The organism is Achromobacter sp. MUI-25009338, from assembly GCF_057359325.1.
Map to the genome: position 1 here is coordinate 3,773,896 of NZ_CM170627.1, position 26,124 is coordinate 3,800,019.

General features: G+C 64.3%; 2 protein-coding genes. Both read left to right on the forward strand.

The features are described from left to right. Window positions 1-80 precede the first annotated feature (80 nt). Window positions 81-14,498, forward strand: a complete 14,418-nt coding sequence (locus tag AC1IQ6_RS18065) for a retention module-containing protein (protein WP_485865104.1) — start codon at window positions 81-83, stop codon at window positions 14,496-14,498. A gap of 244 nt (window positions 14,499-14,742) precedes the next feature. Continuing rightward, window positions 14,743-26,124, forward strand: coding sequence for a retention module-containing protein (locus AC1IQ6_RS18070; RefSeq protein WP_485865105.1), 11,382 nt, complete (start codon window positions 14,743-14,745; stop codon window positions 26,122-26,124).

Here is a 26,124-nt window from a genome sequence, read left to right on the forward strand (position 1 = left end):
GTCCTTGAGGACAATATCCCGCGCCGCCGGCGCGACCTAGTATCTGGTCATCTTGGATAACTCCCTGAAACGGAACCAACATGGCCAACACTACCCCTGCAGTCGTCAACGAAATCACCGGTCGCGCCTGGATACGCAATAGCGACGGTTCCCTGACCGAACTGCATCAGGGCAGCAAAGTGCCCGCCGGCAGCGAGGTCGTCACGGCCTCGGGCGCCACGGTTTCGCTTCAGGTGGGCGACGGCATGCCGATCGTGATCGGCGAAGGCCGCGAAGTGGCGATGAACGGCGACATGGGCGGCCCGCTGGCCGATCCCTCGGAAGCCGCGGTGGCCCCGCCCAGCGGCACCGATTCCGACCGCCTGCTGGCCGCCCTGCGCGACGGCCGCGACCCGTTCGACGAACTCGATCCCACCGCGGCCGTGGTGGCCGGCGGCGGCGATAACGGCGGCAGCAGCTTCGTGCGCCTGGCCCGCATCCTCGAAACCACCTCTCCGCTGGACCTGGCCTACCCCAATCCGGCCCGCGCCAACGACGTGCTGCCCCGCCTGTCGGGCCTGGGCTCGCGCGGCGACGACGAAGAAGCGACCGTCACCCCCACCACCGTCAATAACGCGCCCAACGCGCTCGACGACGCCGGCCGCGGCGGCCAGGACAGCCTGGTGCGCGGCAACCTGCTGCTCAACGACTCCGATCCCGACGGCGACCCGCTGGCCATCGTCTCGATCAGCGGCCGTCCCATGACCCCGGGCGGCATCACCGTCAACGGCAGCAACGGCGGCACCTTCATCATCCAGCCCGACGGCAGCTACGTCTTCAACCCGGGCGGCAACTACACCCACCTGGCCGAAGGCGAAACCACCACCACCACGATTTCGTACGTCATCACGGACCCCAGCGGCGCCACCTCCACCGCCAACGTGGTCATCACGATCACCGGCAGCAACGAAGGCCCGGTGTCGACCGCCATCTCCGGCACCAGCGGCGTCGACGCCCAGACCGGCGTGAGCTACGACGTCTCCGGCTACTTCTCCGACCCGGACACCAGCGACAAGCTGACCTACACCGCCAACGGCCTGCCGCCCGGACTGAGCATCGATCCCAACACGGGCGTGATCACCGGCACCATCGACCACTCGGCCTCGCAGGGCGGCAACAACGGCGTCTACACGGTCACCGTGACCGCCACCGACCCCTCCGGCGCCACCACCTCGCAGTCCTTCGACTGGGACGTGACCAACCCCGCGCCCACCGCCCTGGATGACGCCGGCCAGACCGACGAAGACACCACCCTGAGCGTCGACGCCGCGAACGGCGTGCTGTCCAACGACAACGACCCGGACGGCGACACGCTGACCGTCACCGAAGTCAACGGCAGCGCCGCCGGCGTGGGCAGCGTCGTCACCGGCTCGGGCGGCGGCACGTTCACGCTGAACGCCGACGGCTCGTACACCTTCAACCCCGGCGCGGACTTCCAGAACCTGGCGGCCGGCGAGAAAACCAGCAGCTCCATCACCTACCTGGTTTCGGACGGCGAAGGCGGCACCAGCACGGCCACCCTGACGGTCGAGATCACCGGCACCAACGATGCGCCCGTGGCGATCGCGCTGGACAACCGCGACAACATGGACGGCGACACGGTCAGCTATGACCTGTCCGGCTATTTCAGCGATATCGACAATGGCGACGCGCTGACCTACTCCGTCGACCACGTGCCCGGCGGCCTCACCTTCGACACCGCCACCGGCACCTTCTCCGGCACGCTGGCCAACTGGGCCTCCGACCACACCAACACCGGCGTCAAGGGCGAGTACCTGATCACCGTGACCGCCACCGACAAATCGGGCGCCTCGGTCTCGCAGACCTTCGTCTGGACCATCGGCAACCCCGAACCGATCGCCCTCGATGACGCCGGCCGCACCCAGGAAGACACCGTCCTGGTCGTCGACCACCGCACCGAAGGCGTGCTCGGCAACGACCGCGATCCGGACGGCGACGCGCTCTCGGTCTCGCAGGTCAACGGCAAGGAAGCCGGCGTGGGCCAGCCCGTGGCCGGCTCCAACGGCGGCACCTTCACGCTGAACGCCGACGGCACCTACACCTTCAATCCGGGCGCGGACTTCCAGCGCCTGGGCGACGGCCAGACGGCGACCACCTCCATCACCTACACCGTGACCGACGCCCAGGGCGCCACGGACAAGGCCACGCTGGTCATCACGGTCACCGGCAGCAACGACGCCCCGATCCTCACGCCGGACGTCATTCTGGGCGACCTGAGCAACAACGACAGCGACGTCATCACCCCGGTCGACATCGCCAAGCAGTTCCAGGACGTGGACCAGGGCGACACCCTCACTTACACCGCCACCGGCCTGCCGCCGGGCCTGGCGTTGGACCCCGTCACCGGCCTCATCTCCGGCAAGATCGACTCCTCGGCCTCGCAGGGCGGCAACAACGGCGTCTACACGATCGTCGTCACCGCGACCGACGCATCCGGCGCCAAGATCAGCCAGACCTTCGAATGGGACATCAAGAACCCCGCGCCCAAGGCCGTCGACGACCAGAACACGACCGACGAAGAAACCTCGCTCACCGTCGACGCCAGCAATGGCGTGCTGGCCAACGATAGCGATCCCGACGGCGACACCATCAAGGTCTCGCAGGTCAACAACAACGACGCCAGCGTCGGCCAGCCCGTGGCCGGCTCGCACGGCGGCACCTTCACGCTGAACGCCGACGGCTCGTACTCGTTCAACCCGGGCAGCGACTTCCAGTACCTGAACGACCAGCAGACCGCCACCACCTCGATCACCTACACGGTCGTCGACGCGGACGGCGCCACGACCACCGCCACGCTGACCGTCACGGTCACCGGCAGCAACGACGCCCCGATCCTCACGCCGGACGTCATCCTGGGCGACCTGAGCAACAACGACAGCGACGTCATCACCCCGGTCGACATCGCCAAGCAGTTCCAGGACGTGGACCAGGGCGACACCCTCACTTACACCGCCACCGGCCTGCCGCCGGGCCTGGCGTTGGACCCCGTCACCGGCCTCATCTCCGGCAAGATCGACTCCTCGGCCTCGCAGGGCGGCAACAACGGCGTCTACACGATCGTCGTCACCGCGACCGACGCATCCGGCGCCAAGATCAGCCAGACCTTCGAATGGGACATCAAGAACCCCGCGCCCAAGGCCGTCGACGACCAGAACACGACCGACGAAGAAACCTCGCTCACCGTCGACGCCAGCAATGGCGTGCTGGCCAACGATAGCGATCCCGACGGCGACACCATCAAGGTCTCGCAGGTCAACAACAACGACGCCAGCGTCGGCCAGCCCGTGGCCGGCTCGCACGGCGGCACCTTCACGCTGAACGCCGACGGCTCGTACTCGTTCAACCCGGGCAGCGACTTCCAGTACCTGAACGACCAGCAGACCGCCACCACCTCGATCACCTACACGGTCGTCGACGCGGACGGCGCCACGACCACCGCCACGCTGACCGTCACGGTCACCGGCCAGACCGACGCCCCGCCCGTCATCACCCCCGAGGACACCGACGGCACGGTCACCGGCGCGCACAACAGTGTGATCGAAGCCAGCGGCGACATCGTCACCGGCTCCGTCACGGTCTCGGCCGAGGCCGGCATCCGTGGCGTCACTGTGGGCGGCCAGGACGTCACCGGCGCCAACAACACGCCGGTGGTCATCACCACCGACAAGGGCATCCTGACCATCACCGGCTACGATGCCGCCACCGGCAAGATCACCTACTCCTACCAGGAAACGGGCGGCGCGGACGACCACAGCGGCGGCGACAACGCCGTGCGCGACAGCTTCCCGGTGGTCGTCACCGACCTTGCGGGCGTCAGCAACAGCAACGACCTCGTCATCCAGATCATCGACACCGAGCCCAAGGCCGAGGACGACGTCGCTTCCGTCACGGAAGACACCACCGCCCCGATCACCGGCAACGTGCTGGCCAACGACACGCTGGGCGCCGATGCCAGCACCACCGTCATCAACACGGCGGATGCCAAGTACGGCACGCTGATCGACAACGGCGACGGCACCTGGTCGTATCAGTTGAACAACGGCCTGGAAGCTGTCCAGGCCCTGAACGATGGCGACACGCTGACCGAGACGATCCGCTACACGATCACCGACGCCGATGGCGACATCGCCGAGGCGGTGATCACCATCACGATCAACGGCCAGACCGACGGCCCGCCTGTCATCACGCCCGAGGACAGCGACGGCACCGTCACCGGCGCACACAACAGCGTTATCGAAGGCACGGGCGACATCGTCACCGGCTCCGTCACGGTCTCGGCCGAGGCCGGCATCCGTGGCGTCACCGTGGGCGGCCAGGACGTCACCGGCGCCAACACCACGCCGGTGGTCATCACCACCGACAAGGGCATCCTGACCATCACCGGTTACGATGCGGCCACCGGCAAGATCACCTACTCCTACCAGGAGACCGGTGGCGCGGACGACCACAGCGACGGCGACAACGCCGTGCGCGACCTGTTCCAGGTCGCAGTCACCGACGTGGCAGGCAAGACCACCACCGGCGATCTCGTCATCCAGATCATCGACACCGAGCCTACGGCCGAGGACGACGTCGCTTCCGTCACGGAAGACACCACCGCCCCGATCACCGGCAACGTGCTGGCCAACGACACGCTGGGCGCGGACGCCAGCACCACCGTCATCAACACGGCTGACGCCAAGTACGGCACGCTGATCGACAACGGCGACGGCACCTGGTCGTATCAGCTGAACAACGGCCTGGAGGCTGTGCAGGCGCTCAATGACGGCGATACGCTGACCGAGACCATCCGCTACACGATCACCGACGCCGATGGCGACATCGCCGAGGCGGTGATCACCATCACGATCAACGGCCAGACCGACGGCCCGCCTGTCATCACCCCCGAGGACAGCGACGGCACCGTCACCGGTGCGCACAACAGCGTGATCGAAGGCACGGGCGACATCGTCACCGGTTCCGTCACGGTGTCGGCCGAAGCCGGCATCCGTGGCGTCACCGTCGGCGGCCAGGACGTCACCGGCGCCAACACCACGCCGGTGGTCATCACCACCGACAAGGGCATCCTGACCATCACCGGTTACGATGCGGCCACCGGCAAGATCACCTACTCCTACCAGGAGACCGGTGGAGCCGACGACCACAGCGACGGCGACAACGCCGTGCGCGACCTGTTCCAGGTCGCAGTCACCGACGTGGCCGGCAAGACCACCACGGGCGACCTCGTCATCCAGATCATCGACACCGAGCCCAAGGCCGAGGACGACACGGCTTCCGTCACGGAAGACGCCACCGCCCCGATCACCGGCAACGTGCTGGCCAACGACACGCTGGGCGCCGATGCCAGCACCACCGTCATCAACACGGCAGATGCCAAGTACGGCACGCTGATCGACAACGGCGACGGCACCTGGTCGTATCAGTTGAACAACGGCCTGGAGGCTGTCCAGGCCCTGAACGATGGCGATACGCTGACCGAGACCATCCGCTACACCATCACCGACGCCGATGGGGACATCGCCGAGGCCGTGATCACCATCACGATCAACGGCCAGACCGACGGCCCGCCGGTCATCACCCCCGAGGACAGCGACGGCACCGTCACCGGCGCGCACAACAGCGTGATCGAAGCCAGCGGCGACATCGTCACCGGTTCGGTGACCGTCTCGGCCGAGGCCGGCATCCGCGGCGTGACCGTCGGCGGCCAGGACGTCACGGGCGCCAACAACACCCCCGTCGTCATCACCACCGACAAGGGCATCCTGACCATCACCGGTTACGACGCCGCCACCGGCAAGATCACCTACTCCTACCAGGAGACGGGTGGAGCCGACGACCACAGCGACGGCGACAATGCCGTGCGCGACCTGTTCCAGGTCGCAGTCACCGACGTGGCAGGCAAGACCACCACCGGCGACCTCGTCATCCAGATCATCGACACCGAGCCCAAGGCCGAGGACGACACGGCTTCCGTCACGGAAGACGCCACTGCCCCGATCACCGGCAACGTGCTGGCCAACGACACGTTGGGCGCCGATGCCAGCACCACCGTCATCAATACGGCCGACGCCAAGTACGGCACGCTGATCGACAACGGCGACGGCACCTGGTCGTATCAGCTGAACAACGGCCTGGAAGCCGTCCAGGCCCTGAACGACGGCGACACGCTGACCGAGACGATCCGCTACACGATCACCGACGCCGATGGCGACATCGCCGAGGCCGTGATCACCATCACGATCAACGGCCAGACCGACGGCCCGCCTGTCATCACCCCCGAGGACAGCGACGGCACCGTCACCGGTGCGCACAACAGCGTGATCGAAGCCAGCGGCGACATCGTCACCGGTTCGGTGACCGTCTCGGCCGAGGCCGGCATCCGCGGCGTGACCGTCGGTGGCCAGGACGTCACGGGCGCCAACAACACCCCCGTCGTCATCACCACCGACAAGGGCATCCTGACCATCACCGGTTACGACGCCGCCACCGGCAAGATCACCTACTCCTACCAGGAGACGGGTGGCGCGGACGACCACAGCGACGGCGACAATGCCGTGCGCGACCTGTTCCAGGTCGCAGTCACCGACGTGGCAGGCAAGACCACCACCGGCGACCTCGTCATCCAGATCATCGACACCGAGCCCAAGGCCGAGGACGACACGGCTTCCGTCACGGAAGATGCCACCGCCCCGATCACCGGCAACGTGCTGGCCAACGACACGCTGGGCGCGGACGCCAGCACCACCGTCATCAACACGGCTGACGCCAAGTACGGCACGCTGATCGACAACGGCGACGGCACCTGGTCGTATCAGCTGAACAACGGCCTGGAGGCTGTGCAGGCGCTCAATGACGGCGATACGCTGACCGAGACCATCCGCTACACGATCACCGACGCCGATGGCGACATCGCCGAGGCGGTGATCACCATCACCATCAACGGCCAGACCGACGGCCCGCCCGTCATCACGCCTGAAGACACCGACGGCACCGTCACCGGCGCACACAACAGCGTGATCGAAGGCACGGGCGACATCGTCACCGGTTCGGTGACGGTCTCGGCCGAGGCCGGCATCCGTGGCGTGACCGTCGGCGGCCAGGACGTCACCGGCGCCAACACCACGCCAGTGGTCATCACCACCGACAAGGGCATCCTGACCATCACCGGTTACGATGCCGCCACCGGCAAGATCACGTACTCCTACGAGGAAACGGGCGGCGCGGACGATCACCGTGCAGGCAACGATAGCGTGCGTGATGAGTTCCAAATCGTGGTCACCGACGTGGCCAACGTCAGCCGTGATAACAACCTCGTCATCCAGATCATCGACACCGAGCCCAAGGCCGAGGACGACGTTGCTTCCGTCACGGAAGACGCCACCGCCCCGATCACCGGCAACGTGCTGGCCAACGACACGTTGGGCGCCGATGCCAGCACCACCGTCATCAACACAGCCGACGCCAAGTACGGCACGCTGATCGACAACGGCGACGGCACCTGGTCGTATCAGCTGAACAACGGCCTGGAAGCTGTCCAGGCCCTGAACGATGGCGACACGCTGACCGAGACCATCCGCTACACCATCACCGACGCCGATGGCGACATCGCCGAGGCGGTGATCACCATCACCATCAACGGCCAGACCGATGGCCCGCCGGTCATTACGCCTGAAGACAGCGACGGCACCGTCACCGGTGCGCACAACAGCGTGATCGAAGGCACGGGCGACATCGTCACCGGTTCGGTCACTGTGTCGGCCGAAGCCGGCATCCGTGGCGTGACCGTCGGCGGCCAGGACGTCACGGGCGCCAACAACACCCCCGTCGTCATCACCACCGACAAGGGCATCCTGACCATCACCGGTTACGATGCGGCCACCGGCAAGATCACCTACTCCTACCAGGAGACGGGTGGCGCGGACGACCACAGCGACGGCGACAACGCCGTGCGCGACCTGTTCCAGGTCGCAGTCACCGACGTGGCCGGCAAGACCACCACGGGCGACCTCGTCATCCAGATCATCGACACCGAGCCCACGGCCGAGGACGACGTCGCTTCCGTCACGGAAGACACCACCGCCCCGATCACCGGCAACGTGCTGGCCAACGACACGCTGGGCGCCGATGCCAGCACCACCGTCATCAACACGGCCGACGCCAAGTACGGCACGCTGATCGACAACGGCGACGGCACCTGGTCGTATCAGCTGAACAACGGCCTGGAAGCTGTCCAGGCCCTGAACGATGGCGACACGCTGACCGAGACCATCCGCTACACCATCACCGACGCCGATGGCGACATCGCCGAGGCCGTGATCACCATCACGATCAACGGCCAGACCGACGGTCCGCCTGTCATCACCCCCGAGGACAGCGACGGCACCGTCACCGGTGCGCACAACAGCGTGGTCGAAGGCACGGGCGACATCGTCACCGGTTCCGTCACGGTCTCGGCCGAGGCCGGCATCCGTGGCGTGACCGTCGGCGGCCAGGACGTCACCGGCGCCAACAACACGCCGGTGGTCATCACCACCGACAAGGGTGTCCTGACCATCACCGGCTACGATGCGGCCACCGGAAAGATCACCTACTCCTACCAGGAGACGGGTGGAGCCGACGACCACAGCGACGGTGACAACGCCGTGCGCGACCTGTTCCAGGTCGCAGTCACCGACGTGGCCGGCAAGACCACCACGGGCGACCTCGTCGTCCAGATCATCGACACCGAGCCCAAGGCCGAGGACGACGTCGCTTCCGTCACGGAAGACGCCACCGCCCCGATCACCGGCAACGTGCTGGCCAACGACACGTTGGGCGCGGACGCCAGCACCACCGTCATCAACACGGCAGATGCCAAGTACGGCACGCTGATCGACAACGGCGACGGCACCTGGTCGTATCAGTTGAACAACGGCCTGGAAGCTGTCCAGGCCCTGAACGACGGCGACACGCTGACCGAGACCATCCGCTACACGATCACCGACGCCGATGGCGACATCGCCGAGGCCGTGATCACCATCACGATCAACGGCCAGACCGACGGCCCGCCTGTCATCACCCCCGAGGACAGCGACGGCACCGTCACCGGTGCGCACAACAGCGTGATCGAAGGCACGGGCGACATCGTCACCGGCTCCGTCACGGTCTCGGCCGAGGCCGGCATCCGTGGCGTGACCGTCGGCGGCCAGGACGTTACTGGCGCCAACAACACGCCGGTGGTTATCACCACCGACAAGGGCATCCTGACCATCACCGGTTACGATGCGGCCACCGGCAAGATCACCTACTCCTACCAGGAGACGGGCGGCGCCGACGATCACAGCGCGGGGGACGACAAGGTGCGTGACGAGTTCCAGGTCGCCGTCACCGACGTGGCGGGCAAGACCACCACGGGCGACCTCGTCATCCAGATCATCGACACCGAACCCACGGCCAACGACGACGACGGCGGCAGCGTCACCGAAGACGCCACCGTCAACACTCTGGGCGGCAACGTCGTGGACAACGACACCAAGGGCGCCGACGCCATCAAGGACGTGACCTGGAACGTCTCCGACGCGCAGCGCGCCGAGATCGAGCAGTACGGCACGCTGACCCTGAACAACGACGGCACCTGGCGGTTCACGCTGGACAACAGCAAGCCGGCCGTCCAGGCGCTGGGCGCGAACACCAAGCTGGACTTCACGCTGGACTACACCATCACCGACGCGGATGGCGATGAATCCAGCGCCACGCTCAGCCTGAGCATCAACGGCGCCAACGACGCGCCCACGATCACCAGCGCCATCCTCAGCATCTCCGAAGAGGGACTGCCGCTCGGCCTGGAGGACGACAAGGGCGTTGCCGATACGACGGACGCCGCGACCTACTCCGGCAAGCTGATCATTGCCGACGTGGACTCGGGCGACGCCCATACCGTGACGCTGGTCAAGCCGGCCGACACGGCGCTGTACTCGCAAGGACGGCCGGTCGTCTGGTCCCTGTCCGGCGACGGCCACACCCTGGTCGGCACCGACTACCTGGGCAAGCCCGTCATCACCATGACGGTGACGAACACGGGCGACTACACGGTCACCCTGTCCGGCCAGGTGGATCATCCGACGAATTCGGTCGAGGACGTGCTGCAGCTGGGTGTCGGCGTGGTGGTCAGCGACGGCCACACCACCTCCGGCGGCAGCATCACGGTCAATATCGAGGATGACAGCCCCGAGTTCGGCACCATCACCAACACCACCATGGACAACACCAGCTCCACGGTGCAAGGCACGCTGGAGTTCAATACCGGCGCCGATTCCGTCGGCGCCACGCTGGTCGTCTCCTCCATCGGGAAGCTGCCCGAAGGCTGGACCACCAGCACGCTGGGCCAATCCTCGGTCGACATCTTCTCGCCCGACGGCAGCAAGATTTTCACGGTCACGGTGAATCCGGCCGGCGGCTATACGGTCACCCAGCACGAAGCCCGCCCGGGAACGACCGAATCGATCGACCTGGCCTCCAGCATCACCAACAACCCGCAGACCAGCTACGACCTGGGCTACGCCACGCTGACCGCCGGCGGCGGCAAGACGTTCAACGCCAATTCGTTCGGCAGCGGCAACTCGTTCGGCATCGGCAACACCTCCTTCGATGCGGGCGAGAGCTTCCGCATGGACTTCAAGCAGGCGCTGTCGGACTTCAGCCTGAACGTGGCCGAAGTCAAGGGATCGGGCACGGTCCAGGTCACGGTCTGGAGCGGCAACGAGTCCAGGACCTTCTCGTTGAACGTGAACGGCTCGACTGGCAGCCTCCACATCACGAAGGACATGCTGGAAAGCGGCACCCCCTCGCTGTCTCATTTCGACGCGATCCAGTTCACCGCGGGCGGCGGCGTCAAGATGTCGTTCCTCACGACCGGTTCCTATACGGAGAACATCCCGGCCGGCCCGATGGACTTCACCGTCGGCGTGACCGGCACCGATGGCGACGGCGACAAGGTGACGGGCGAGTTCACCGTGACCTCCAACGCCACGGAGAACAGCGCTCCCGAGATCCACGACGCCCACGTATCGGTTTCCGAGGAAGGCCTGGCCGGCGGCATCAAGGACTCCAACGGCACGGTCGACCAGTCGAACGAAACGTCCTACTCGGGCGTGCTGCAGATCTCCGACGCCAACGGCAACCAGGGCCTGTCGGTCAGCCTGCAGGCTCCGGCCGACGGCGTCCTGGTGTCGGGCGGCAAGCCCGTGACCTGGACGCTGGCCGACGGCAACCAGACCCTGACCGGCACGGTCGACGGCAAGACCGTGATCACCGTCACCGTCGACAACCAGGGCAACTACAGCGTCAAGCTGGACGCGCCGGTCGACCACCCGAACAAGGGCGTCGAGGACGTGCAGTCGTTCGGCATCGGCGTGAAGGTGACCGACGCGCTGGGCGCCAGCAGCACCGCCACGATCACCGTCAACGTCGAAGACGATATGCCGGCCAACAACCCGAACCCGACGTCCAGCGTCGGCGTGCCGGTCAGCGAAATCGGCGTCGGCGGCCTGCAATCCGGCTTCAGCAACTGGAAGCTGGAAAACAACGGCTCGCTGAATAGCCAGACCAACAACGACAGCGATCCCGGAATCGACGCAATCACCTGGGGCAAGCCGTCCAACTGGGGCTCGAAGTACTCCGGCTATGCCTTCGTGGACAACGAGGGACTGCGCAGCAACGCCACCGACCTGCTGGACACCACCTTCAAGATCGGCACGTTCACGCACAACAACTTCCCGATGACCGGAAATTCGCTGAAGTCGGTCGAACTGAACGTGGTGCTGCGCGTCACCATCGATGGCGTCGAGCACGTCGTCAACCACACGATCACGCTGGAACATACGGAAACGCCGAACAACTATGGCGATTCCCGCGATGACGACATCGTCCGGATCTCCGACTCCTCGCTGCAGCAGACCTTCCAGGTCGGCGACCGCACCTATGTGCTGAACATCCCGGGCTTCAAGGACGCCAACGGCAAGCTGGTCACGGAAATCCACACCAAGGAAGGCCAGGCCAACTCCTTCGAACTGTATGCCACGGTATCGTCCACCGACCCGCTGCCCAAGGTCGAAGGCGACCTGTTCAGCACCGAAGGCGGTGGCGTCGCAGGCTGGCAGTACGGCGCCGACGGCGCCGGCTCGGTGGCCTGGACCGGCGGCGTCACCCGGGCCGATGGCTCGACGGTCATCGAGAACGAGTACGGCAAGCTGACGATCGACGCCAACGGCCACTACACGTTCGAAATGAGCCGTACGGCCTACGACAACTTCGAAATCGGCAACAAGGCGCTGACCTACACCTATACCGTCACCGACGCCGACGGCGACAGCCAGCAAGGCCATATCACCATCAACCTGAATGGCTACGACAACGGGCCGGCCGTCTTCCTGAAGGTCGTGGCCGACTCGGCCCACGTCAGCGAGGCCGACGGATCGGTCTCCTACACCGTCATGCTGGTCGACAAGGACGGCAACGAAGTCAAGGTGCCGGACGGCAAGTCCATCACCGCCGCGCTGCAGTGGGAAGGCGACGCCACCGGCAATACGGACACCGGCAACCTGCCCGGCTCCGTCACGATCGGCGGCGGCCAGTCCAGCGCCACCGTGACCGTGGGCGTGGTCAACGACCATGCGGTCGAGGGCAACAAGGGCCTGTCGCTCTCGCTGGGCAACGTGACCGGAGGCAACGCCTTCGACCGCGGCATTCTGGCGGACAAGAACCCGGCGACCACGACCATTCACGACGATGACGTGACGGTGAAGACGCCGCAGCCGACCCTGACCAACGAGGGCCTTAACCTGACGGTGTGGGCGACCAAGAGCGGAGCGCGGGGGACCGACAAGGAAGTGAACGACGTGCTGACCAAGCTCGACAAGAGCGGCGGCACCGAGGGCAACGGCGCCTACTCCAACGACCTCGAAGCCCTGATCAAGCAGTTGATGGAAATCGACTCGAACGGCAACGGCTTCCGCTCAAGGGACCCCATCGGCCCAGGCCGCGGCCACAAGTACGGGGACGCCAGCTTCGTTGGCCGTTACAGCGGCGAGGGGCAGTACAAGGTCCAGGACCTGATGGGCAAGGACCCGCAAGGCGACGCCCGTTCGCAATGGGGCAACGTCAACGGCAATACGGCGATCCACGCCAACGGCGTGATCTACCTGAAGGCCGGCGAAACCTACACCGTGCACGCCCAGGGCGACGACAGCCTGCGCGTGGTGCTGGGCGACCGCAACATGGGCGGCCAGGTAGTGGACCTGCGCTGGGGCAGCGACCATGCCACGGTCAAGACCTTCACCTTCACCCCGACGGAGAGCGGCCTGTACACCCTGGATATGTTCCTGCATAACCAGAACGGCCCGGGCATGTTCAACGTCTGGATCGAGAACAGCAGCGATCCGGGCAAGGCGCTGACCTTCTTCCCGAGCTTCGAAGCCGCCAAGGAACAGCTGGCCGCCAAGGACTCCGGCTTCAAGGTCGGCAGCCTGATCGGCACCGAAGGCTATGGCCACTACAAGGTCTACGGCTACAACGAAGCCCCGGTGAACGCCGAGATCAAGCTGTCGCAGATCCAGGTCGACCCGGCCAACCTGCCGCTGGCCAGCGGCGAGCATGTCGTCGGCATCATGGTCGAGAACCTGCTGGCCGGCTTCGTGCTGAGCGACGGCCAGGGCCACAGCTTCACGGCCACGGACGCCAACGGCTCGGTGGACGTCAAGGGCTGGAACCTCGACACGCTGACGCTCAAGCCGTCCGCCGGCTTTACCGGCGCGCTGGACCTGAATATCGACATCACGATCCAGGGCCACGATCAGGATGGCAGCGCCTACACCTACAACCGTGACAGCGACCTCACGATCCGCGTCGATGCCGTGACCTATGGCACGTCGGGCGCCGACACCCTGACCGGCGGCACCGGCGACGACTTCCTCTACGGCGGCGCGGGCAATGACGTGCTGCGCGGCGGGGACGGGCACGACACGCTGTACGGCGGCGACGGCAACGACGTCCTGCACGGCGGCAAGGGCAACGACACCCTGATCGGCGGAGAAGGCAGCGACACGTTCAAGTGGGAGCTGAACGACCAGGGCACGGTCGGCGCGCCGGCTGTCGACACGATCAAGGACTTCTCGATCCTCAAGCCCGCCGACGGCGGCGACATCCTGGACCTGAGGGATCTGCTGGTCGGCGAAAAGCAGTCGACGCTGAGCCAGTACCTGAACTTCAAGCAGGACCCGGACAACGCCAAGAACACGGTGATCGAGATCAACACCAAGGGCGAAATCGGCCAGGGTCCCGACCAGAAGATCGTGCTCGAGAACGTCGACCTGATGCATGGCACCAACGGCCAGCTCCTGGACAACCAGACCATCATCAACGACCTGATCCAGAAGGGGAAGCTGAACGTCAACGACCACTAAGCTGCACCCACCCGGGAAGCGGCCCGCGGCCGCTTCCCTCGGATGATCCACAAGCGCGGACCATCCGTTGGCGCCCGGCCTTCCTGCCTGAGTACTCAGGCAGGCGCCGGGCGTTCTTCTTTACCAGGTTTCATTCAGGACAACCGGACGAATTCACCCCTGACATCGTCTGCGAACAGGGGCTGGCCCCAGAACATCGCCCCTAACATCTGGCCATGTGGATCACTCCTGGAACGGAACCATCATGGCTACTCCCCTCCTCGCCGTCGTCAACGAAATCACCGGCCGCGCCTGGATACGCAATAGCGATGGCTCCTTGACGGAGCTGCGCCAGGGCAGCAAGGTTCCCATCGGCAGCGACATCGTCACGGCCGCCGGCGCCACGGTCACCCTCCAGACCGGCAACGGCATGCCGATCGTGATCGGCGAAAGCCGCGACGTCGCAATGTCCCCGGAAATCGACTCGCCCCTGGCCGACATCTCCGAGGCGGCGATCGTTCCCCCGGTCGGACGCGAAACCGAGCGCCTGCTGGCGGCGCTGCGCGAAGGCCGCGACCCGTTCGATCAGCTCGACCCCGCCGCGGCCGTGCTGGCCGGCGGCGGCGAAGGCGGCGGCACCAGCATCGTGCGCCTGGCCCGCATCCTCGAAACCACCACCCCGCTGGACCTGGCCTACCCCAATCCGGCCCGCGCCAATGACGCGCTGCCCCGCCAGCCTGGCGCCGGCGCCGGAGCCGGCGATGAAACCGGCCCGCCCAATTCGGCGCCGATCGCGCTCGACGACAGCGCCAGCGGCTCGCAGGACGAACGCATCCGCGGCAACCTGCTCGCCAACGACAGCGATCCCGACGGCGACCCGCTGACGCTTGCCTCCATCAACGGCCTGCCGATGGGAGCCAACGGCCTCACCGTCCCCGGCTCCCACGGCGGCGCCTTCGCCATCCGTCCCGATGGATCCTACGAATTCGACCCGCGCGGCGACTTCAAGCCCCTGGGCGCCGGCCAGACCGCCGTCAGCTCGATCTCGTACACGATCGCCGACCCGTCGCAGGCCACCTCGACCGCCTCGCTCACTGTAACCGTCACCGGCGCCAACGACCTGCCGGAAGTTTCCGACTACACGCTCACCATCGCAGAAGACCAGCCCCTCAGCGGCACAATCGTCGCCACCGACGCCGACCAGGACACGCTGAGCTACACCATCGGCCAGCCGCCGGAACACGGCAAGGTCGAAGTGGACCTGCTTACCGGCACGTACACCTACGTCCCGAACCGGGACTACAACGGCCCGGACCAGTTCACGGTTCTCGTCGATGACGGCAAGGGCGGCAAGGCTTCCTCCACCGTCAATATCACAGTCACGGCCGTCAATGACCCGCCGGTCATCGAAGGCGTCGACGTCACGGTCGACGAAGACCAGCCCTTCAAGGGCAAGATCGTCGCAACCGACGCAGAAGGCGATACGTTGAGCTATACGGTCAGCGAGCCTCCAAAGAATGGAGATCTCACACTCGATCGGGTCACCGGCGAATACACGTACACCCCAAATCCGGACTACAACGGTCCTGACCAGTTCACCGTTCTCGTCGATGACGGCAACGGCGGCAAGACTTCATCCACCGTCAATATCGCCATCACCGCCGTCAATGACGTGCCGATCGTCGAAGGCGCGGACCTGACGGTTGCCGAAGACCAGCCCTTCAAGGGCAGGATTGTTGCGACCGATCCGGATGGCGATACGCTGCGCTATACGGTTGCCGAAGATCCGAAGCACGGCAACGTTGATCTCGATCCGCTCACCGGGACATATGTCTACACCCCTTCCCTGGACTACAACGGTCCCGATCAATTCACCGTCCTTGTCGATGACGAGCACGGCGGCAAGACGACATCGACCGTCAACGTCACCGTCACCGCCGTCAACGACGCGCCGGTGGTCGACGGCGTCGATATCACGATTGCCGAGGATGAGCCCATCAAGGGCAAGATCGTTGCGACCGACGTGGATGGCGACACGTTGCGCTACACGATCGGCGAACCGCCGAAAAATGGAAACCTCGAGCTCGATCTGACCACCGGCGCATACACCTACACCCCCAATCCGGACTACAACGGCCCGGACCGGTTCACCGTTCTTGTCGATGACGATCACGGGGGCAAGACCTCGTCCACCGTCAACATCACCATCACCGCCGTCAATGACGCGCCGGTGGTCGAAGGCGCCAATATCACGATTGCCGAGGATGAGCCCATCAAAGGCAAAATCATCGCGAGCGATGCGGACGGCGACACGTTGCGCTATACGATCGGCGAGTCTCCGAAAAATGGAAAACTCAACCTCGACCTGGTCACCGGCGAGTACACCTACACCCCCAATCCGGACTACAACGGCCCTGACCGGTTCACCGTCCTCGTCGATGACGATCACGGCGGCAAAACAACATCGATCGTCAACGTCACCGTCACCGCCGTCAACGACGCGCCGGTCGTCGAAGGCGTTGACATCACGATCGACGAAGACCAGCCCATCAAGGGCAAGGTTGTTGCAACCGACGCGGATGGCGATACGTTGCGCTATACGATCGCCGAACCCCCAAAAAATGGAAGCCTCGAGCTCGATCTGGCCACCGGCGAGTACACCTACACCCCCAATCCGGACTACAACGGCCCTGACCAGTTCACCGTTCTCGTCGATGACGGCAACGGCGGCAAGACCTCCTCCACCGTCAATATCGCCATCACCGCCGTCAATGACGCACCGGTCATCGAGGGCGCGGACCTGACGGTTACCGAGGACCAGCCCTTCAAGGGTAAGGTTGTTGCGACCGACGCGGAAGGCGATACGTTGCGCTATACGGTCAGCGAGCCTCCAAAGAATGGAGATCTCACACTCGATCTGGTCACCGGCGAGTACACCTACACCCCAAATCCGGACTACAACGGCCCAGACCAGTTCACCGTCCTTGTCGATGACGGCAACGGCGGCAAGACCTCATCCACCGTCAATATCACTATCACCGCCGTCAATGACGCACCGGTCATCGAAGGCGCGGAGCTGACGGTTACCGAAGACCAGCCTTTCAAGGGCAAGATCGTTGCGACCGATGCGGACGGCGACACGTTGCGCTATACGATCGGCGAACCTCCAAAAAACGGAAAACTCGAGCTCGATCTGACCACCGGCGAGTACACCTACACCCCAAAACCAAACTACAACGGCCCAGACCAGTTCACCGTTCTCGTCGATGACGATCACGGCGGCAAGACCTCATCCACCGTCAATATCACCATCAACACCGTCAATGACGCGCCGGTCGTCGAAGGCGTAGACATCACGATCGACGAAGACCAGCCCGTCAAGGGCAAGATCATCGCGACCGACGCGGACGGCGATACGCTGAGCTATACGACCGCCGAGCCTCCAAAAAATGGAAAACTCGAGCTCGATCTGACCACCGGCGAGTACACCTACACCCCCAATCCGGACTACAACGGTCCTGACCGGTTCACCGTTCTCGTCGATGACGATCACGGCGGCAAGACGACATCCACCGTCAATATCACCATCACCGCCGTCAATGACGCGCCGGTAGTCGAAGGCGTCGACATCACGATCGACGAAGACCAGCCCATCAAAGGCAAGATCATCGCGACCGACGCGGACGGCGATACGCTGAGCTATACGATCGCCGAGCCTCCAAAAAATGGAAAACTCGAGCTCGATCTGACCACCGGCGAGTACACCTACACCCCAAAACCGGACTACAACGGCCCGGACCAGTTCACCGTTCTCGTCGATGACGATCACGGCGGCAAGACAACATCGACCATCAACGTCACCGTCACCGCCGTCAACGACGCGCCGGTCGTCGAAGGCGTCGACATCACGATCGACGAAGACCAGCCCGTCAAGGGCAAGATCATCGCGACCGACGCGGACGGCGATACGCTGAGCTATACGATCGCTGAGCCGCCAAAAAACGGAAAACTCGACCTCGACCTGGCCACCGGCGAGTACACCTACACCCCAAGTCCCGACTACAACGGTTCTGACCAATTCACCGTCCTCGTCGATGACGACCACGGCGGCAAGACCCCATCGACCGTCAACATCGCCATCACTCCCGTCAATGACGCTCCCGTTGTCAAACAACTCGATATCAGGACTCACGAAGATCAGCCCGTCATGCGCAAGATCGTTGCGACAGACGTGGACGGCGATACGCTGCGCTATACGATCGACGCCCCTCCTAAACACGGCACGCTCGACCTGGATCGGCTGACGGGCGAGTACACCTATACGCCCGCTCTCGACTACTACGGCACCGACCAATTCACCATCTTCGTCGACGATGACCACGGCGGCAAAACGCCGTCGACCGTCAATGTCATCATCGGCGCCACCAATGATCGTCCTGTCGTGTCCGATTACGATCTCACGACTGCCGAAGATCAACCCATCAAGGGCAGAATTGTTGCAACCGACGTGGACGGCGACACGCTGATCTATTCGGTCAAGGAGGATCCGAAGCACGGCAAGCTCGACCTCGATTCGCGGACGGGCGAGTACACCTACACTCCCGCTCCCGACTACAACGGCTCCGACCGGTTTACTGTCTTCGTCGATGATCGCCGAGGCGGCCTGGTGGTATCGGCCGCCGACATCACCATCACTCCCGTCAATGACGCTCCCGTTGTCAAACAACGCGAGCTCACAACTTTCGAAGACCTGCCCATCACGGGAAAAATCATTGCAAGCGATGTGGACGGCGATACGCTGAGCTACTTGACTACCGACGCTCCTAAGCACGGCAAGCTCGACCTGAATCGGCTGACGGGCGAGTACACCTATACGCCCGCCCTCAATTACTACGGTACCGACCGATTCTCCATCCTCGTCGACGATGGCCACGGCGGCAAGACGCCGTCGACCTTCAACATCATCATCGGCACCATCAACGATCGTCCCGTCGTTCCCGATTACGAGCTCACGACAGCCGAAGATCAGACCCTCAACGGCAGAATTGTTGCAACCGACGTGGACGGCGACACACTGCTCTATACGATCAAAGAGCCTCCGAAGCACGGCAAGCTCGACCTCGATTCACAGACGGGCGAGTACACCTACGCTCCCGCGCCCAATTACAACGGCGCCGACCGGTTCACCGTCTTCGTCAACGACGGCCACGCCGGCCTGGCGGTGTCGACCGCCGACATCACCATCACCCCCGTCAACGACGCGCCTGTCGTTGAAAGCCACGATCTCAGGACTCACGAAGGTCTGCCGGCCAAGGGGAAAATCATTGCACGCGATGTGGACGGCGATACGCTTAGCTACTTGGTTACCGAACGTCCGAATCACGGCAAGCTCGACCTGAATCGGCTGACGGGCGAGTACATCTACACGCCGGATGCCGATTACAGCGGCGCCGACCAGTTCACTGTTCTCGTCGATGACGACCACGGCGGCAAGACGCCGTTGACCGTCAACGTCACCGTCTCCGCCGTCAACCATGCCCCCATCGTTGAAACCCTGGATCTCACGACGCTCGAAGATCAGCCCCTCAAAGGAAAAATTGTTGCAACCGACGCGGATGGCGACGCGCTGATCTATACGGTCAAGGAGGCTCCGAAGCACGGCAAGCTCGACCTCGATTCGCAGACAGGTGAGTACACCTACGCTCCCGCGCCTGATTACAACGGCTCCGACCGCTTCACTGTCTTCGTCGATGATCGCCGAGGCAGCCTGGTGGTGTCTACCGCCGACATCACCATCACCCCCGTCAACGACGCGCCTGTTGTTGAAAACCACGATCTCAGGACTCACGAAGGTCTGCCGGCCAAGGGAAAAATCATTGCACGCGATGTGGACGGCGATACGCTGAGCTATTTGGCTTCCGAACGTCCGAATCACGGCAAGCTCGACCTGAATCGGCTGACGGGCGAGTACATCTACACGCCGGATGCCGATTACAGCGGCGCCGACCAGTTCACTGTTCTCGTCGATGACGACCACGGCGGCAAGACGCCGTTGACCGTCAACGTCACCGTCTCCGCCGTCAACCATGCCCCCATCGTGGAAAGCCTGGATCTCACGACGCTCGAAGATCAGCCCATCAATGGCAAGATCGTTGCGACCGATGTGGACGGCGACACGCTGCACTATCGGTTCTACGAACCTCCGAAGCATGGCAAGTTCAAACTCGATTATCTGACGGGCGAGTACACCTACACTCCCGCTCGCGACTACAACGGCTCCGATCAGGTCACCGTCTTCGTCTACGATCGCCGAGGCAGCGTAACGAAGTCGACCATCGATATCTCCGTCACCCCCGTCAATGACGTTCCTGTCGTTGAAAGCCATGACCTCAGGACTTACGAAGATCTACCCGCCAACGGAAAGATCATTGCAAGCGATGCGGACGGCGATACGCTGCGCTATACGGTCATCGAATTTCCGAAGCACGGCCAGCTCGATATCGATTCGGAGACGGGCCAGTACACCTACACTCCCGCCCTCGATTACAACGGTTCTGACAGGTTCACCGTCATCGTCGATGACGACCACGGAGGAAAGACATCCTCGACCGTCAATATCGTCGTCACTGCCGTCAATGATCCTCCTGTCGTGTCCGATTACGATCTCACGACTGCCGAGGACCAACCCTTCAAGGGCAGGATCGTTGCAACCGATGTGGACGGCGACAAGCTGAGCTATTGGTTCGACAAGCCTCCAAAACACGGCACGCTCGACCTCGATTCTCAGACCGGAGAGTACACCTACACTCCCGCCCCCGATTACAACGGTTCCGACCAGGTCACCGTCCTGGTCACCGATAACCGAGGCAGCATCGTCCGATCGACCCTCAGCATCACCATCGCCCCCGTCAATGACGTTCCTGTCGTTAAAGGCCACGACCTCCGGACTTTCGAAGATTCGCCGGTCAAGGGAAAGGTCATTGCAACCGATGTGGATGGCGACACGCTGAGCTATACGGTCAACCAGCCGCCGGAGCACGGCACGCTCGACCTCGATTCGCAGACGGGCCAATACACCTACACTCCGGCTCTCGACTACAACGGCACCGACCGGTTCACCGTCTTCGTCGACGATGGGCAAGGCGGCACGACGCCGTCTACCGTCAACGTCACCATCACGGCCGTCAACGATTCTCCTGTCGTATCCGATTACGATCTCACGACTGCCGAAGACCAACCCTTGAAGGGCAAGATCGTTGCTACCGATGTGGAAGGCGACACGCTGACCTATTGGTTCGACAAGCCTCCAAAACACGGCACGCTCGACCTCGATTCTCAGACCGGAGAGTACACATACACTCCCGCTCCCGATTACAACGGTTCCGACCAGGTCACCGTCCTGGTCACCGATAACCGAGGCAGCATCGTCCGATCGACCCTCAACATCACCGTCACCCCGGTGCTGGACCTGCCTACCATCACGGTATCCGACCCCGGAGAAGTCAACGAAGGCGCCGATGCCGTCTTCCATATCAGCCTGGGCAATACGGGCGATCTGGACAAGGACACCACGATCACGCTCAAACTGGATGGCCGGACCGAAACGGCAGATCACGGCACGCCCGTCGTCACCATCGGCGGCGTCGCCGTCAAGGTGACCGCCAACGCCGACGGCGCCTATCGCTTCACGCTTCCCGCCGGCGCCATGAGCGGCATCGTGGTCGCGGTTCCAACCGTGGACGACGCCGTCTTCGAGGGACGCGAACCGATGACGCTGACGGCCACGCTCACCGGCGAAACCTCCAGCGGCACGCTGCCGGCCGGCATCGCCGGCACTGGTCGCGCCGTGATCGTCGACGACCGAGGCCCGGGCGCAGATCTGCCCACGCTCACGGTATCCGACGCGGGTGACATCAAGGAAGGCGAAAGCGCGGTCTTCGAGATCAAGCTGGACAAGGCGGTTGACGCCGATACCGTACTGAGCTTCAAGCTGGCCGGCGACGCCGACGCCAAGGACCTGGGCAGGATTTCCGCCACCGTCGCCGGCGCCGCCGCCGACGTGAAGTCCCATACCGGCGGCAGCTACAGCCTCACCATCCCGGCCGGCGTCCAGGGCGGCATCACGATCAGCGTCGAGACCGTGGCCGACCGCGTCTCCGAGGGCCGCGAGACTCTGGTGCTGGAGGCCGAGCTGAGAGGCAAGACCGGCAGCGGAACCGACCTGCCTCAAGGCATCGCAGACACCGGCCGCGCCGTCATCGTGGATGCCTACCAGCCCCCCGCAGTCCAGGATGCAAGCGCATCCGTGTCCGAGGAAGGCCTGGCCGGCGGCATTGCGGATGACCAGGGCACGCCGGATACCACCGATGCGCGCACCGCGACCGGCCAGTTGTCGATCAGCGGCCAAGGCGCCGCGGCCGGCTATGGCGTCTCGCTGGTCGCGCCGGCCGACGGGGTTCTGGTCTCCGGCGGCAGGCCCGTGGCCTGGACGCTGGCCGAGGACGGCCAGACCTTGACCGGTGCGGCCGACGGCAAGACGGTCATCAGCGTCACCGTCGACAACCAGGGCAAGTATGCGGTGGCGCTGCAGGCCCCGGTGGACCACCGGAATCCGGGCGCCGAGGACGTGCTGTCGTTTGACGTCGGCGTCAAGGTTACCGACACCCAGGGCGCCAGCAGCACCGGCAAGATCACGGTCAATATCGAAGACGACATGCCGGCCGGCAATCCCGTTCGTGCCACCACCCTGGACGTACCGGTCAGCCATGTCGGCATCGGCGGCCTGGAAACCGGATTCAGCAATTGGAGGCTGACGAACGGAACGATCCAGGACCAGGTGCAAAATGACTCGGACCCGGGGATAGACGTCATTACCTGGGGTACGCCGGCCAACATCTACCGGTCCGGCTACTCCTTCTTCGATAACGAAGCGCTACGCGGTTCGATCGATCCGCTGGGCGCGCCCATCCGGATCGGAACCTTTGCTCACAGCAACTCCGTCGTCGTGAACCAGGGAACCGGCAACCTTACATCGGTGGATCTGGATATTGCCTTGCGGCTGACCATCGATGGGGCCGAGCAGGTGATCCGCCACACCATCAAGCTGCATCACGCGGAAACCCTGAATAACGCGGGCGGGGGCAGCGGATATGTCGACGATATCGTCTGGATATCCAACGCCACCCGCCAACAGACGTTCCAGGTCGGCGACCGGACCTATGTACTGGACATCCTGGGATTCAAGGACAGGAACGGCAATCCGGTGACTACGTTCAATACAAAGGAAAACAAGGGCAACGCATTCGAGTTGTTCGTCTCCGTGTCTTCGACCGACCCGTTGCCCACGGTCGAAGGAAATCTGTTCGATGCCGGCACCCCGGGCTGGCATTACGGCGGCGATGGCGCGGGCTCCGTGCAATGGGACAAAGGCGTCAGGCGCTCCGACGGCTCGACGGTCATCCTGAATGAATACGGCCGGCTGATCGTCGCCTCCAACGGCCATTACGTTTTCGAGATGAGCCGCCAGGCCTATAACGAATTTCAGGTCGGACGCAAGCAGCTGACTTACCCCTACACCGTCACCGACGCCGACGGCGATCGCCAGCAGGGCCATATCACCATCGAGCTGAACGGCTACGATAACGGCGCGCCCCCTCTGCAGGTGAAGGTCGAGTCCGACCAGGCCCATGTGAGCGAGGCAGACGGATCGGTTTCCTACACGGTTTCGCTGGTCGACAGGCACGGTAACGCGGCCAAGGTGCCTGAAGGGCACTCCGTCACGGTGGCCCTGAACTGGAGCGGCGCGGCCGCAAACGATGGCGATACCGGCAGTCTGCCCCGCTTCGTCACGATCGAAGCAGGCCGGTCCAGCGCCACTGTGACGGCCGCCCTGGCCGACGATCGCGTGGTCGAGGGCAACAAGGACCTGATCCTGTCGCTGGGCGAGGCCAGCGCAAGCCCGGCCCTGCGCGGCGGCGTGGGCGCGGACGCCAGACCGGCTAGCGTCGTCGTCCATGATGACGACCTGCCGCTGTATGCGCCGCGGCCGGCGTTGAGCAACGAGGGCCTGAACCTGAAGGTGTGGGCAGTCAAAGACCGCGATCTCTCCGAGTCGGACAAGACGGTCAACGAGATCCTGGACCGCCTGAAAAACAGCAGCCCTGAAGAAGGCGACGGCGCGCCGTCCAACGAGCTGGAAGCCATGATCAAGCGCCTGATGGCCGTCGATCCGGACGGCAATGGATACCGTTCCAGCAATCCGATAGGCTTCGGCCGCGGCCACAAGTATGGAAGCATTTATTTCGTGGGAGATCATCCCGAAACGAGCGAGTATCTGGTCCAGGATCTGATGGCCAAGGACCCGAACGCGGACGGCGCCTCGGATTGGAGAAATGTGCAGGGCGGCACCGCCGTGCACGCGCAAGGAGTGATCTACCTGCGCGCCGGCGACACCTATACCGTGCATGCCCAGGGCGACGACAGCCTGCGCGTGGTGCTGGGCGACCGCAACATGGGCGGCCAGGTGGTGGACCTGCGCTGGGGCAGCGACCATGCCACGGTCAAGGCCTTCACCTTTACCCCGACGGAGAGCGGCCTGTATACGCTGGACATGTTCCTGCATAACCAGAACGGCCCGGGCATGTTCAATGTCTGGGTGGAAAACAGCAGCAATCCGGGCAAGGCCCTGAAGTTCTTCCCGAGTTTCGAGGCCGCCAGGAAACAATTGGCCGCCGAGGATTCCGGCTTCACGGTGGGCCGCCTGATCGGCACCGAGGGCGCCGGCCACTACAAGGTCTACGGCTATAACGAAGCCCCGGTGAATTCCACGATCAGGCTGTCGCAGATCCAGACCGATTCCGTTCGTCTGCCGCTGGCCGGCGGCGAGCGGATCGCCGGCATCGCGATCGGCAACCTGCTGGCCGGGTTCGTGCTGAGCGATGGCCAGGGCCACAGTTTCACTGCCACGGAAGGCCAGGGTTCGGTGGAGGTCAAGGGCTGGAACCTGGCCACGCTGACGCTGAAACCGGCCGAGGGCTTTTCCGGGGCGCTCGACCTGGAAGTGAGCATGACGATCCAGGGCCACGACGACGGCGGCAGCGCCTACACCTATCAACGCAGCAGCGACATCACGATACGCGTGGACGCCGTGAGCTACGGCTCGGCCGGCGACGATACGCTGGCCGGCGGTTCTGGCGACGACTTCCTGTACGGCGGCGTCGGCGACGACGTGCTGCATGGCGGGCGCGGCGACGACACGCTTGTGGGCGGCCCGGGCTGCGACACCTTCAAGTGGGAACTGGGCGACCAGGGCAGCACCGCCGCGCCTGCCGTGGATACGGTCAAGGACTTCTCGATCCTGAAACCCGCCGAGGGCGGCGACGTCCTGGACCTGAAGGATCTGCTGGTCGGGGAAAGCGACGCAACCCTGACCCAGTACCTGAGCTTCAGGCAGAATCCAGCCGACGCCGGCGGCGGCACGCTCATCGAGATCAATACCCGGGGCCAGCTCGCCAGCCAGGGCGCCGACCAGAAGATCGTGCTGGAGAACGTCGATCTCACGCACGGAGCCAACGGTCAGATCCTGAATAACCAGGCCATCATCAACGACCTGTTGCGCAAGGACAAGCTGATCGTCGATCACGCCTGA